Here is a 14,854-nt window from a genome sequence, read left to right as displayed (position 1 = left end):
GCGCACACAAAAAAGCCCGGCATCTTTCGATACCGGGCTTTTTGATTTACCGCTCAGTCAAGCCAGTTACAGCACCGACTGACCGCTCATCGCCAGGTCCAGCAACTCACGGTTGGCCACCGCGTACATGGCGTAGTCCGTACCAACCGCAGCACGAATCTCCACCATCATCGCGCGCCAGCGCTCCACCATGCTCGCGTTCTGCTCAAGCCACAGGGCCACGCGGGCTTCCATGTCTTCCGGCGCTTCGGCCATTTGCAGAACCTTGATGGTGATCGCTCGTTGCTGCCAATCCACGTCGTCGCGGAAGGCTTCACGAGCCTGGGCCTGCCAGTTGTTGCCCACCGGCAGATCGCTGATCTGCTGCAGGTACCACGGCAAGTCCAGGGCGCTGCCCACGGCGAAGTACGCCTTGGCCACATCCGCAGCGCTCTGACCGGTAACATCAGCGGCTTCAATGATCGGCAGCAAGGTGTACAGGTGGGTAGTACCTGCAACCATGCGCGCCAACAACTCCGGCACACCGGCTTCGACATAGGCCTGGTAACGGTTCTGCCAGCCTTCGCGGGTCGGACCTTCCAGCAGTTCGTCGAGCTTGAGGCCCAACGCCGCCAGGTGCGGACCGAAGTGCGCGACGTCACGGGCAGCATCCTGCTCGTTGCGACGGCTGCGCAGGAACCAGCGTGTGGCACGGCGGCCCAGGCGCATCAGTTCGTCCATCAACGCCAGTTGCACTTCAGCAGAAACCTGGTGGTCCAGGGCTTCGATCTGACGGAACCAATGCGGGAGGTGGAAGATGTCACGCACGATCACGTAAGCACCGGCCACGTTCGCCGGGCTCATGCCGGTGGACTCTTTCAACCGCTGAACAAAGGTGATGCCCATGTGGTTGACCAGGTCGTTGGCGATCTGGGTGCTGACGATCTCGCGCTTCAGACGATGGCGACGCATGGCTTCGGAGAACTTCGCCACCAGGCTCGGCGGGAACGCGGTCTCCATGTCACGGGTCAGGTAATCGTCATCCGGCACCAAGGACTTGAGCAGCGCTTCCTTGAGGTCGATCTTGCTGTAGGAGATCAGTACCGACAGCTCCGGACGGGTCAGACCCTTACCGGTGGCCGCACGCTCGGTGAGCTGGTCTTCGGAAGGCAGGTACTCGATGGCGCGGTCCAGCTTGCCACGGCCTTCCAGGTCGCTCATCAGGCGCTTGTACTCGGCTGCACGCTCGAACGCTTTGCGGGCGGCCAGGGACAGGGCCTGGGTTTGCTTGTAGTTGTTGCCCAACACCAGGCTGCCGACTTCGTCGGTCATGCTCGCCAGCAACTGGTTGCGTTGCTTGTCGGTCATGTCACCGGCCTGCACCACTTCGTTGAGCAGGATCTTGATGTTCACTTCGTGGTCGGAGCAATCCACACCACCGGCGTTGTCGATGAAGTCGGTGTTGGAACCGCCGCCATTGAGGCCGAATTCCACACGACCCAATTGGGTCATGCCGAGGTTACCGCCCTCGCCCACCACCTTGCAGCGCAACTCGTTGCCGTTGACGCGCAGGGCGTCGTTGGCCTTGTCGCCCACGTCGGCGTGGCTTTCGGTGCTGGCCTTGACGTAAGTACCGATACCGCCGTTCCACAACAGGTCCACCGGCGCCTTGAGCAAGGCGTTCAGCAGTTCGGTCGGGGTCAGCTTGTCGGCCTGGATGTCGAAGCGTTCTTTCATCTGCGGCGAGATGGCAATGCTCTTCGCGCTGCGCGAGAAGATACCGCCGCCTTCCGACATGATGCTGGTGTCGTAGTCGGTCCAGGCCGAGCGCGGCAAGTCGAACAGGCGCTGACGTTCAGCGAAGCTGTTGGCCGGGGTCGGGTTTGGATCGATGAAGATGTGCAGGTGGTTGAAGGCCGCGACCAGTTGCAGCTTGTCGGACATCAACAGGCCGTTGCCGAACACGTCGCCGGCCATGTCGCCCACGCCCACCACGGTGATGCTGTCTTGCTGGACGTTGATGCCGCGCTCACGGAAGTGACGCTGCACACCCACCCACGCACCCTTGGCGGTGATGCCCATTTTCTTGTGGTCGTAACCGGCAGAACCGCCGGAAGCGAACGCGTCACCCAGCCAGAAGCCATAGTCGATGGCGATGCCGTTGGCGATGTCGGAGAAGGTCGCAGTGCCCTTGTCCGCCGCCACCACCAGGTACGGGTCATCGTTGTCGTGGCGCACCACGTTCAACGGAGGCACCAGGGCGCCGTCTTTCAGGTTGTCGGTGATGTCCAGCAGGCCGGAAATGAAGATGCGGTAGCAGGCGATGCCCTCGGCCGCGATCTCGTCCCGACCGCCGCCCAGTGGCAGGCGACGCGGCAGGAAACCGCCCTTGGCGCCCACTGGCACGATCACCGAGTTCTTCACTTGCTGGGCTTTTACCAGGCCCAGCACTTCGGTGCGGAAGTCTTCTTCACGGTCAGACCAGCGCAGGCCGCCGCGCGCGACGTTACCAAAGCGCAGGTGCACGCCTTCAACCCGTGGCGAGTAAACGAAGATTTCAAACTTCGGCACCGGCTTGGGCAATTCTGGAATCGCGTGCGGGTTGAACTTGAAGCTGAAGTACGACTTGTTCTGACCGTTGGCATCCGCCTGGTAGAAGTTGGTCCGCAGGGTGGCCTTGATCAGGTCCAGGTAGCGACGCAGGATACGGTCTTCGTTGAGCACCTGAACGTCGTCCAGGGCCGTGAGGATCGCTTGCTCCAGACGTTGCTGCTTGTCTTCCAGGTCTTCGGCGGTGAGCTTGCGCGCCAGGTAGAAGCGGGTCTTGAACAACCGGGTCAACTCGCGGGCGATGTCGGTGTGGTTGTTCAGGGTGCTGGCGATGTAACCCAGGTCGAAGCCCAGGCGAATCTGCTTCAGGTAACGGGCGTAGGCACGCAGCAGCGCCACATCGCGCCAAGGCAGGCCGGCGGTCAGTACCAGGCGGTTGAACGCATCGTTCTCGGCATCGCCATTGACGATGTGCACGAACGCGTCCTGCAGGGTGTCGTTGAGCTGCTGGATGTCAAGGTTCAGGCCTTCGGCGGCGGTGAACGCGAAATCGTGAATCCAGAACTCGCGGCCATTGGCATGACGCAGGCGGTACGGGAATTCACCCAGTACGCGCAGGCCGAGGTTTTCCAGGATCGGCAGCACGTCGGACAGTGCCAGCGGGGTGTCGGCGTGATACAGCTTGCAGTGCAGCTCGCGCTGACCGGAAACCTGGCCCAATGGCTGGTAGAAGCTCATTACCAGCGGGTTGGCTTCGGTGAGGCTGAGCAAGTGCTGCATGTCGACCACGGCCGAATGCGCCGCGAAGCGCTCACGGTAGCCGGCCGGGAAGCCTTTCGGGAAGTCCGCCAGCACGTTGGTGCCGTGGGCTTCACCGAAGCTTTCCACCACCAGGCTGGAGTAGTCGTCCTGCCAGCTGCGGCAGGCCTGCACCACTTCTTTTTCCAGTTGCAGCGGGTCGATGTCCAGGCGGTTCTTCGGGTCTACCCGCAGGATCAGCTGTACACGAGCCAGTACGGATTCGGAGAAGAAGGTCCAGAACTCGCAGTCCGAGGCTTTCAGGCGATCCATCAGGACTTGCTGGATCTTCTGGCGCACTTCGGTGGAATAGATGTCGCGCGGCACATAGGCCAGGCAGTAGCAGAAGCGACCGTACGGGTCTTTGCGCAGGAACACGCGGATCTTGTTGCGTTCCTGGATCTGCACGATCGACATCACGGTGCTGAACAGCTCGTCCACCGGGGTCTGGAACAGGTCATCACGGGGCAGCACTTCGACCACCTGGGCCAATTCCTTGCCCAAGTGCGCCTTGGCCTGGAAGCCCGAACGACGTTCGATTTCCGCAACCTTGCGACGGATGTAAGGAATCACTCGCACGCTTTCGCCGTACACCGAGGAGGTGTAGAGGCCCATGAAGCGGCATTCCTTGACGACCTTGCCGGTGGCATCGATCTGGCGGATCGACACGTAGTCCGGGTAGGCCGGGCGGTGGACGCGGCTTGGGTGAGCAGCCTTGGCGAACGACAGCACAGCCGGCTCACGCAGGTAGTTCACTGCGTAGTCTTCGATGCGCAGGTCATCGGCCGTCAGGCCCGGGCGCAGCAGCTTGGTCAGACCGAGGAACGAGTGAGTGTCATATTCGATATGACCGCCATCCGCCTCGTCACGTACCACAAACTCTTCATAGCCGAGGAAGGTGAAGTGGTTGCCCACCAGCCATTCCAGGAAGCTCTTGATCTCGGCTTTTTCTTCGCCGTCGATCACGTACGAGCTGGCGTCGATACCGGCCAGCAGTTCCTGGACCTTGGCCTTCATCGGTTCGAAATCGGCGACAGCAACGCGCACTTCGCCCAGCACCTGCTCAAGTTCCTTGCTCAGGACACTCAGCTCGGCCGCGTTGGCGCAGCGGTCGATTTCCAGGTACATCAGCGATTCTTGCTGAACGTCTTCGCCCTGGGTGCCTTTTGGCAGGATTTCCAGCAACTCGCCCTTCTTGCCACGACGCACGCTGAGCACGGTGGTTTGCAGGGTATGGATGCTGTAGCCACGGCGGTTCAGCTCGGTGCGTACCGAGTCCACCAGGAATGGCAGGTCGTGGTGCAGCACTTCGACCGCGGTGTGGGTCGATTGCCAGCCATGACGTTCGTAATCGGGGTTGTAGACCCGCACTTGCGGTTGGTTGTGATCAAAGCGCTCAAGCAGGCGCCAGGCAGACAGGGTGCAACCGGCCAGGTCGGACAAGCGACGCTGGGTCAGTTCATCCAGGGAAATAATGCCGAAAAATTGTTCAGCGAACAGCGCCACTTGTGGCAGTGCCTGTTCACTGATGTGCTGCGCCAGTGCCGCTTGCAGTTGGTGCTGGAAGTCGGCTTTGCTGGCTGCGGTGAAGAACGCCATCTGTGGTACTCCGCTTGGGCTTGTTATTGATGGAAGCGTCGCGTGTTATCCCCTTGCGGGGAGACCGTCAGCTCTGTTCGCGGTCTACAGTAACGAATTCAGAGTGACAGGTGGGTGAAGCTGGACAAGACAATGAGGTCACATTCAACTTCCATAAGATGCGCACCTTGCCAGGTGACGGTACGACGGGCAGGTCAGACTCCCGGCAGGGCACATCCGTTGCGCAGCTTAACGAGTGTAGGAAGCAGGCTGCTTGCGACGCTGCGACATATTCGGTCATCGGCACGCTGCTGACGGGTTGCGACTTGGGCAACCGGGTGTTTTCGGAGAAATCCCGGGGTGCCGAGTATCGGAAATGACTGATATTGCTCGTCAGGTCATGCCACAAGGTCTGACACATGATGCAGCACAAAATTCGCCGCGACATGCCGCTGGCTCGATTCGAAAGAAATGCCCTACACAAATAGAGGAAGCCCATCCCTCCGCATCCATTGAATCAGAGCAAGGCCGCTGCTACTAATTAGCGACCTCAACGCAGGTGGAACATTTGCCTACAGTCGATAGATCCCCAATGCAAACGCTCATTAAAAGTGCATGCAAGCACCATAGATCCCTACTCATCTCTACCATTGCCACGACTATCGTATTGAAACTGATAGCGTTAGCACCGCCGTTATTGCTGGGAAAAGTCATTGACTCACTTAACGACATCAGCCCACCAACGATAAATATATTTCTGATACTTATCGGCTGTTTCATTTTGGCCGGATGCATCCAGGCCCTCATAAACCCCGTACAAATATTCCTGCTGTCCCGACTTGTACAACATAGCGTTATGGACGCGTCCATTGATTGGATAGAGCGATTGATGCGCAAAGAGTTTTATCATTTTTGCTCGTGGCGCATGGGCCACTTCATCAAATCCGTAGAGCGAGGAATCACAGCGCATGAAAAACTACTAACGTTTTTTGTGACTATCGGACTCCCTGTCTGTCTGGAGATTTTGATCGTCAGCGGGGCCTTTTTTTATACGGCAGGCGGCGAGATTTTCCTGGCGGTCACCTGCCTGGGGGTTGTCTATCTGTTCGCTACTCACAAAATTATCAAGTGGCGCAGAACGCACATCGATACCGTCAACGAACAAGAGGATGAACTAGGCGCTATCTTGTTCAATACCCTGAGTGCCGGGAAATCGATAAAGCTGGAAAGCGCTGAAGGCACTGCTACACAGCCCCTGAACATAGCCTTCGTCCGATATGCTCATGCGGCTATCACAGTCACCTGTTCAGGCGGTTTCTTAAGCGCGGCAAAAATTTTGTTTGTCAGCCTCGCCACAGGCTCATTACTTGGCTGGGGAGTCCTGGATCAACTTTCAGGGCAGCCCGGCATTAGCGTCGGCCAATTGGTTGCCATAGTCGCCATCGCCGGGAATTTTTTACTCAACATCACTGCACTGAGCGAAGGCTACCGAGTACTGGATCAGTTTCTCGCAGACCAGCGCCGCCTCCTCCGCTTACTTTCCCTACCAAATTTTGGCGACGATAACGGCAAAAGTGAAATACCCCTGAAGCCCGAAGCAACGTTGAAGCTCAAACCCTGCACCGTGACTGATGACAATTCCATCCGCTTGACCATCAAGACAGCCATCGAATTTACCCAAAGTCAGTCAGTTGCCATCACTGGGCCAAGTGGAGCGGGGAAATCTACCTTGCTGGAAGTGCTGGCAGGCTTAACCCCCTCGCTGAAAAGCAGGTTACTTATCGACGACACGCCCATTTCCGAGCTGAGCGCCCAAGCACACTTGATGTACCTGAGGTATTGCCCCCAGTCACCCCAGTTCCTGGAAGGCTCGTTTGATCACTCCGTACTGTTTGGAATCCCCCCCTCGCCACACTTGAACCACGCAATTGAGCAACTGAACCTAGAAGAAATCGTTTTAAACCGCAGCCTCAGCGAAAACGCATCCAATATCTCAGGAGGCGAAGCGAAGCGCCTGTCCTTGCTGCGCCTCGTCAACAGGCCAGGGGAATTCAATTTATTCGATGAACCCAGCGCGTCCGTCGAACAAAAACTGGCTACGCCTGTGTGGGATCTGCTGTTCGATACCTTCGGCAAACGCGGATTGATATGCGTCACACATGATGTCCGTCACCTGTATCGTTTTGATCAGGTTATTGTCATGTCAAACGGAGCAATCATTGATCAAGGCCCTTGGAGCGAGTTGGCTAACAAAACGTCGATCTTGGCGCTGTTAAGTGACTTTGATCCGGAAAATCAAACCGGGAACAGCTAAGAGCCCCTCATACACGATGCAGCACAAAATTCGCCGCAATGGCACAATTGCCCTGCTTCGCCCTCCCCCAGACAGGATTAACCATGCCATTGCAACTCACCACCGCCCACCTGATCGTCAACCCGTGCGATGACGAAGAAGACAACATGGCCATGCTCTGCTGCCACGGCGACAAGGGCGAGATGTTCATGGTGACCCGTTATCCGGATGAGGACGAGGTGGAGATCACCTGGGATTACGAGCCGTCGACCCTGGACGGGCTGAAGATCACCCTGAGTGCTACGACGCTGGTGGTGGAGATTGGCGCAGCGGATGCCGATGCGTTGGGCGGCAGCGATCATCTGGAAATCACCCACGGCACCGCCGAGTCGGACCTGGCCGAAGTGGAGGAAACCTTGCAGAACATTCTCAAGGGCACCGGGACCTATATCCGGGCCTAGCGGCCAAACCCGCACAATGTGGCGAGGGAGCTTGCTCCCGCTGGGCTGCAAAGCGGCCCCAAACCAGCCTACTGCGTTCTGCCTGGAAAAACTCGACAGCCTTATTGGGGCTGCTGCGCAGCCCAGCGGGAGCAAGCTCCCTCGCCACAACGGCAGGTGCCCGTCGGCAAAATCTTCGGAAATTTCCCACATTTCCCAAAAATACCCCCCACGCCGTTAGTCGCCAGCCCCTGCGATGCATTAAAGTAACGCCCCCAGGCCTGGCATTTTTCGCAATGCCCAGTCTCACCTCTCCAGGAACCGTCATCGATGGAACATCGTGAAGCGCTGCTTGCGCTGCGAACCTTTCTTTCAACGCAGATTCTCGGCCAGGAAAAACTCATCGAGCGCTTGCTCATTGCCCTGCTTGCCGATGGCCATATGCTGGTTGAAGGCGCTCCCGGCCTGGCCAAGACCAAGGCCATCAAGGAGCTCGCCGAAGGGATCGAGGCACAGTTCCATCGGATCCAGTTCACCCCCGACCTGCTGCCCGCCGACATCACCGGCACCGAGATCTATCGTCCGGAAACCGGCAGTTTCGTGTTCCAGCAAGGTCCGATCTTCCACAATCTGGTGCTGGCGGACGAAATCAACCGGGCCCCGGCCAAGGTGCAGTCGGCATTGCTCGAAGCCATGGCCGAGCGCCAGGTCAGTGTCGGGCGCAGTACCTATGAGCTGTCGCCACTGTTTCTGGTAATGGCCACGCAAAACCCGATCGAGCAGGAAGGCACCTACCCGCTGCCGGAAGCCCAGCTCGACCGTTTCCTGATGCACGTGAAAATCGGCTTCCCGGACGCCGCTGTCGAGCGCCGCATCTTGCAGCAAGCCCGTGGCGAAGCGCTCAATGGCGAAACCAAGCCCGAGCGCCGGGTCAGCCAGCAGGCGATCTTTGCCGCGCGCAAGGAAATCCTCGGCCTGTACATGGCCGACGCGGTGGAGGAATACCTGGTGCAACTGGTCATGGCCACCCGTACCCCGGCCAAGTTCGACCCGGAGATGGCCGAGTGGATTGCCTACGGCGCCAGCCCGCGGGGCTCGATTGCCCTGGACCGCTGCGCCCGGGCGCATGCCTGGCTGGCAGGCCGCGATTTCGTCAGCCCGGAAGACATCCAGGCGGTGCTGTTCGACGTACTGCGTCACCGGATCATTCTGTCGTTCGAAGCTGAAGCGGCCGGTATCGACCAGGACCGTGTGGTGCAACGCATTCTCGACGTCGTTGCCGTCGCTTGACGCCCATGAACGCTGGCGATGGAACCCGTGTCACCTTGAGCGAATTGATCGAGATGCGCCATCGCGTCCGGGAAGTGCAGTTGTTTTCCACGCCGAGCCAGCGCAGCCCGCTGATCGGCCTGCACCACTCGAAACTGCGCGGGCGCGGGGTCGACTTCGATCAGGTGCGGGTGTATCAGGCTGGCGACGACGTACGCACCATCGACTGGCGCGTCACCGCACGTACCCAGGAGCCCCATACCAAATTGTTCCATGAAGAGCGCGAACGGCCGATCTTCATCATGGTGGAACAAAGCTGCCGGCTGTTTTTCGGCTCGGGGCAGATGTTCAAGTCGGTGCTGGCGGCCCAGGCGGCGAGCCTGATCGGCTGGGCGGCACTGGGCCATAACGACCGGGTCGGCGGGCTGGTATTCGGCGACAGCGAGCACTACGAAATCAAACCCCGGCGCAGCAAGCAAAGCCTGCTGCAACTGCTGAACCGTCTGGTGCGGGTCAACCAGAGCCTCAACACCGAACGCCGCCCGGAAGCCGATGCCCTCGGCATGGCCTTGCGCCGGGCCCGGGAAGTATTGCGCCCGGGGAGCCTGGTGATTGTGATCTGTGACGAGCGCGCCCTGACCGAAGGCGCCGAGCAACAGCTGAGCCTGCTATCACGGCATTGCGACCTGCTGCTGTTGCCGGTTTCCGATCCGCTGGACCACGCCCTGCCCGCTGCCGGCCTGCTTCGCTTCGCGGAACGTGGCGCCCAGCTGGAACTGGACACCCTGAATTTTGATCTGCGCCAGGCCTACAAAGCCCAAGCCGAAGCCCGCAGCGCTCGCTGGGAGCTGCTCGCGCAAAAACTGCGGGTGCTGTTGATGCCCTTGAGTACCCAGGGTGAAATGGTCGAGCAACTGCGCGAATACCTGAACCCGCAACGCCCGGTTAAAAAGCAATGAGCAGCCTCGACCAACTGCAACCCCTGATCGCCCCGCCGGTGATCGGCTTCTGGCCGCCGGCGCCGGGCTGGTGGCTGTTGCTGCTGATCCTCCCGCTGGCGGGCTGGGGCTTGTGGTCGCTGCTGCGTTTCCTGCCGGCCAAGCGCCCGCTGGCCCGTGCCGAACAACCCCTGGACCCATTGCGCATCGCCGCCCTCGCCGAGCTGGCCCTGATGCCCAAACCCTACGACGGTGCGCCGGCCGGTGCCTGGCTGCAACAACTCAACGGCCTGCTCAAACGCCTGTGCCGCAATGACTATCCCTACAGCCAGAGCCACACCCTCAACGGCCGAAAGTGGTTGGCATTCCTCGACAACCGTTGCCCCGCTGCCGGCCTGACTCGCTGGATGGTGCTGGTGGAAGGTGCCTACAAGCCCGAATGCAAACTCGACGACAAGGCCATCGCCGGCCTGACCCAAGCCGTCGACACCTGGATTCGCAAACATGTTTGAGTTCGCCTGGCCGTGGATCTTTGCCCTGTTGCCACTGCCGTGGTTGCTGCGCCTCATCCTGCCGGTGGCCGACAGTGGCGAGCCAGCGTTGAAAGTCAGCTTCCTCAGCGACCTCGAAGGCCTGGCCCGCCGCCGTGCGCGGGTCAACCTGCCGGGCTGGCGCCAGCAAGCACCGTTCGTGTTCCTGTGGCTGCTGCTGTTGACCGCCGCCGCCCGCCCGGAATGGCTCGGCGAACCCTTGCCGATTGCAGCCAGCGGCCGCGACTTGCTGGTGGCGGTGGACGTTTCCGGTTCGATGGACTTCCCCGATATGCAATGGCAGGACGAGGACGTCAGCCGCCTGAGCCTGGTCAAGCACCTGCTGGGGGATTTCCTGGAGGGCCGCGAGGGTGACCGGGTGGGATTGATCCTGTTCGGCAGCCAGGCTTATCTGCAAGCACCGTTGACCTTTGACCGACGCACCGTGCGCACCTGGCTGGATGAAGCACGGATTGGCATCGCCGGTAAAAACACTGCAATTGGCGACGCCATCGGCCTGGCCCTCAAGCGCCTGCGCCAGCGTCCGGCCCAAAGCCGGGTGCTGATCCTGGTCACCGACGGCGCCAACAATGCCGGCGAAATCGACCCGCTGACCGCCGCCCGCCTGGCTGCTGAAGAAGGCGTGAAAATCTACCCGATCGGCATCGGCGCAGACCCTGAGGAAACCGGCTCCCTGGGCGTCCTTGGCGTCAACCCGAGCCTGGATCTTGACGAACCGGCCCTCAAGGCCATCGCCGAGGCCACCGGCGGCCGCTACTTCCGCGCCCGCGACGGCAATGAACTGTTGAAGGTCAAGGAAACCCTCGACCAGCTTGAACCCGTGGCCCAGCAACCGACTCAGGCGCGCCCTGCGCAAGCGCTGTACAGCGCGCCGCTGGCGTTGGCGCTGATCCTCAGCATGCTGCTGGTAATCCAGGAGCGCTGGCCGGATAACGCCCTGCAACGGCTGTTCAACAAACTCTCGAGCAAGGGCCGTTTCCTGCAACCCAATCCTGAATGGCGCGAACGCCTCAAACGCCTGCGTTTGCGGAGGCGTCGATGATCGCCCTGTGGCCCCACTGGTTCCGCCCCTGGTGGCTGTTGCTGTTGCCGCTGCTCGGCTGGTTGCTGTGGCAGTTGTGGCACCGGCAGAAACGCGCCGGGCGCTGGCAGATGATTCTGCCGCCGGCGTTCCATGCCGCCTTGCTCAGCGGCGGCAGTGGCCGCGAAAGCAAATCACCGTGGGTGGTGCTCGGCATCGCCTGGCTGCTGGCCGTGCTGGCGTTGCTCGGCCCGAGCTGGGAGCGCGTCGAGCAGCCCAGCCAGAAACCCTCCGACCCGCTGGTGGTGTTGCTGGAACTGACCCCGGAAATGCTCGCCACCGACAGCCCGCCCAGCCGCCTCGAACAGGCGCGGCGCAAGCTGTTCGACTTGCTCCAGGCCCGCAGCGATGCGCAAACCGCCATCGTGGTCTACGCCGGCAGCGCCCACACCCTGGTGCCGCTTTCGGACGACCTGGCCACCAGCCATAACCTGCTGGAAGCCCTGCGCCCCTCGATCATGCCCGAGCCCGGCCACCGCGCCGATTTGGCGGTGGAAAAAGCCCTGAGCCTGCTCAAGCATGGCGGTCTCGGCCAGGGCCGGCTGCTGCTGATCGGCTCGTCGTTGTCCAAGCAGGAGCGCCAGGGCATCCGCCTGCAATTGCAAAGCAACCAGGCGCCGAGCTTGTCGATCCTCGGCATCGGCAGCCGTGAAGGCACGCCGGTGACCCAGGAAAGCGGCGAATTCCTCAAGGACGCCCAGGGCGCAATCCTCGTACCGCGTCTCGACAGCCCGACCCTCAAGGCCTTCGCCAGCGAAATGGGCGGTCGCTACCGCCAGGCCCGTCTGGACGACAAGGACCTGCGCCATCTCGGCCTGCTGGACGGCCCGCAAAGTCTGCGCAATGACGGCCAACTGCTGCACCTCGACACCTGGGCCGACCAGGGTTACTGGCTACTCTTGCCGCTGTTGCTGCTGGCCGCCTGCGCCGGGCGCCGTGGCTGGCTGTTCTTCCTGCCGCTGCTGCTGTTGGGCGCGCCGCAGCCCAGCTATGCCTTCGACTTCCAGGACCTGTGGTTGCGCCCCGATCAACAGGGCCAACTGCTGCTGAAGAAAAAACGCCCGGCCGAAGCCGCCGAGCATTTCGAAGACCCGCAATGGCAAGGCGTCGCGCTGTATGAATCTGGCAACTATGCCGAAGCTGCCAAGCGGTTTGCCGAGGGCAGCGACGCCTATTCCCACTACAATCGAGGCAATGCCCTGGCCAAAAGCGGCGAGCTGGAAGCGGCGATCGACGCCTACGAACAAGCCCTCGAAGCCCAGCCTGACTTGCAGCCGGCGCTGAAGAACAAAGCGCTGGTGGAAAGCCTGATGCAGCAGGAACCGGAAAAAACCGAGCCGGCCAAACCGGCAAAAAACGAGGATGACGAAACCACGCAACCCGGCCAGACTGCGCAACCGGGCGCCAGCAGCCAGACCGCCACCGGTGGCGAGCAGACGTCTCAAGGCCAGGGCCAGCCCGGCGCGACCGACACGCAAACCGGGGCCACGCCCCACGCCGGCAGCAACGAGGTACCCGGCAGCGAGTTGGGTGATGAGCAAACCACCACCCCGCCCCTGCGCCCCGCAAACGGCATCATTGAAGGCGAACAGCGCCAGGCCCTGGAACAATGGCTGCGGCAGATCCCGGACAACCCCGGCGAGCTGCTGCGACGTAAATTCTGGTATGAACAGCAACAACATCAGGACAAGACTCGATGAACCGCTGCACCACCCTTCTTCTCACCCTCGCGTTGTGGGCCAGCCAGGCCCAGGCAGCCGGCCTGGTGGCCAGTGTCGACCGCAGCCGCATCAATTCCGGGGAGACGGTGGAGCTTACGGTGGAGTCCAACGATGTCACGCTGTTCGGCAAACCGGACCTGGCGCCACTCGACCCGCTGTTTGAAGTCAGCGGCACCCGCCAGATCAACCAGCTCACCACCTTGGCCGGCGACAACCACGCCACCACCCGCTGGATCATCACCCTGCTGCCCAGGCAGAACGGCACCGTGGTGATTCCGCCCTTGCAGATCGGCGAGCTCAAGACCCAGCCGATCACCCTTCAAGTGGTGGAAACTGTCAGCCAGAACCCCGAGGCCCAACTGGCCCCGGTGTTCATCGAAACCAACCTCGATCAGGACAGCGTCTACGTCCAGGCCCAGGCGCTGTTGACCGTGCGCGTCTACCACTCGGTGTCGCTGTACGACGACAGCAGCCTCACGCCGTTGCAGGTTGCCGATACGCGCATCGAACAATTGGGCGAGTCGCGCACCTACGAGAAAGTCATCAACGGCATACGCCATGGCGTGATCGAAACCCGCTATGCCATCTACCCGCAGCACAGCGGCACGCTGACCATTCCGACGCAGACGTTCAGCGCCACCCTGGTAGAGCCACGGCCCGCCCAGGACAACAACCCCCAAGGCTCCAAGCCCGGCAAACTGATCCACGTCAGCTCGCCGGAGTTGTCGCTGACCGTCAAGGCCAAGCCGGCAATGTACCCGGCCGACGCTCCCTGGCTGCCGGCACGCAGCCTGACGCTGACGGAAAGCTGGAACCCCGAGCCCGATCACGTACAGGTCGGCGACTCCCTGACCCGCAGCCTCACCTTGAAAGCCGAAGGCCTGGCCGGCGCGCAACTGCCGCCGCTGGCGCTGAGCGACATCCCCGGCCTGCGCCGCTACCCGGACCAGCCGGTGCTGAGCAACCAGAATAACGACCGTGGCCTGATCGGCAGCCGTGAAGACCGCGAAGCGCTGGTGCCCAACCGTGTCGGCGCACTCGAACTGCCCGCGGTGGAAGTGGTGTGGTGGAACACCCACGAAGACCACCTGGAACGCACCAGCCTGCCGGCGCGCACCCTGCAAGTGGCGACCAACCCGAGCCTGATCGTCGATACGCCGGCCAGCCCGACGGTGATCACCGCGCCGGACAATGACAGCCTATGGATCTGGCAACTGACCAGCCTGATCCTGGCCTGCACCACCCTGCTGGGCTTCGGTTTGTGGTGGCGTGCGCGCTGGCAGCCGGCAATCCTGCGTGCCGCGCAAACCGGCCCAAGCCCACGGACGTTGCTGGATGACCTCAAGCGGGCGAGCCAAGCCAATGACCCACAGGCCACGCGTCAGGCACTGGATGCCTGGGCACGGCAACAACCGGAAACCCTGGCGGATATGGCGGCGCGGTTTGTACCGTTGTCGGATGCGTTGGACGGGTTGAACGGCGCGCTGTACAGCGAGAGTGGGCAGTATTGGCAGGGTGAGGAATTGTGGCGGGCGGTGAAGGCCATTCCGATGGCGGAGCGTGAGCAGGACCCTGCGGGGGATAGCACCAGCTTGCCGCCGTTGTATCCCAAGTAGCCCCACTTTGCAGAAACACCACGAAGCAAATGTGGGAACC

The 14,854-nt window shown here is 61.4% G+C and carries 9 protein-coding genes; 8 read left to right on the top strand and 1 reads right to left on the bottom strand.

Annotated features, from left to right (window positions below; genetic code table 11):
- Positions 1-66: 66 nt before the first annotated feature.
- Complete coding sequence (locus tag ACA046_RS13785) at positions 67-4,926, bottom strand: NAD-glutamate dehydrogenase (RefSeq protein WP_459028498.1); 4,860 nt, start codon at positions 4,924-4,926, stop codon at positions 67-69.
- Positions 4,927-5,497: 571 nt separating this feature from the next.
- Between ACA046_RS13785 and ACA046_RS13780 the strand changes: the two genes are divergently transcribed.
- From ACA046_RS13780 to ACA046_RS13745, 8 genes are all read left to right on the top strand, one after another.
- Entirely contained in the window at positions 5,498-7,219 is a 1,722-nt protein-coding gene (locus ACA046_RS13780; protein WP_497676770.1) for an ATP-binding cassette domain-containing protein, read from the top strand.
- Between the two features lie 83 nt (positions 7,220-7,302).
- On the top strand, positions 7,303-7,659 hold the full coding sequence (locus ACA046_RS13775; protein WP_459028492.1) for a hypothetical protein: 357 nt from the start codon (positions 7,303-7,305) through the stop codon (positions 7,657-7,659).
- Between the two features lie 309 nt (positions 7,660-7,968).
- On the top strand, positions 7,969-8,928 hold the full coding sequence (locus tag ACA046_RS13770; protein ID WP_003218556.1) for an AAA family ATPase: 960 nt from the start codon (positions 7,969-7,971) through the stop codon (positions 8,926-8,928).
- A gap of 5 nt (positions 8,929-8,933) precedes the next feature.
- The gene (locus ACA046_RS13765) at positions 8,934-9,866 is read left to right on the top strand and encodes a DUF58 domain-containing protein (RefSeq protein WP_003218540.1); all 933 of its coding nucleotides are present in this window, start codon (positions 8,934-8,936) and stop codon (positions 9,864-9,866) included.
- Positions 9,863-10,357 (top strand): DUF4381 domain-containing protein, encoded by a 495-nt coding sequence (locus ACA046_RS13760; protein WP_497676769.1) that lies wholly within the window; start codon positions 9,863-9,865, stop codon positions 10,355-10,357. Before ACA046_RS13765 ends, ACA046_RS13760 begins: the two co-directional genes overlap by 4 nt.
- Positions 10,350-11,438: a vWA domain-containing protein gene (locus tag ACA046_RS13755; protein WP_063029404.1), complete on the top strand. Its 1,089-nt coding sequence runs from the start codon at positions 10,350-10,352 to the stop codon at positions 11,436-11,438. The genes ACA046_RS13760 and ACA046_RS13755 overlap by 8 nt, the downstream gene beginning before the upstream one ends.
- On the top strand, positions 11,435-13,177 hold the full coding sequence (locus ACA046_RS13750; protein ID WP_497676768.1) for a tetratricopeptide repeat protein: 1,743 nt from the start codon (positions 11,435-11,437) through the stop codon (positions 13,175-13,177). The genes ACA046_RS13755 and ACA046_RS13750 overlap by 4 nt, the downstream gene beginning before the upstream one ends.
- Positions 13,174-14,814, top strand: a complete 1,641-nt coding sequence (locus ACA046_RS13745; RefSeq protein ID WP_497676767.1) for a BatD family protein — start codon at positions 13,174-13,176, stop codon at positions 14,812-14,814. The genes ACA046_RS13750 and ACA046_RS13745 overlap by 4 nt, the downstream gene beginning before the upstream one ends.
- Positions 14,815-14,854: the final 40 nt, after the last annotated feature.

The organism is Pseudomonas sp. LBUM1641 (assembly GCF_059716235.1).
The sequence above is the reverse complement of the archived record's forward strand: the minus strand, read 5'-3'. Positions and strand labels throughout refer to the sequence as shown.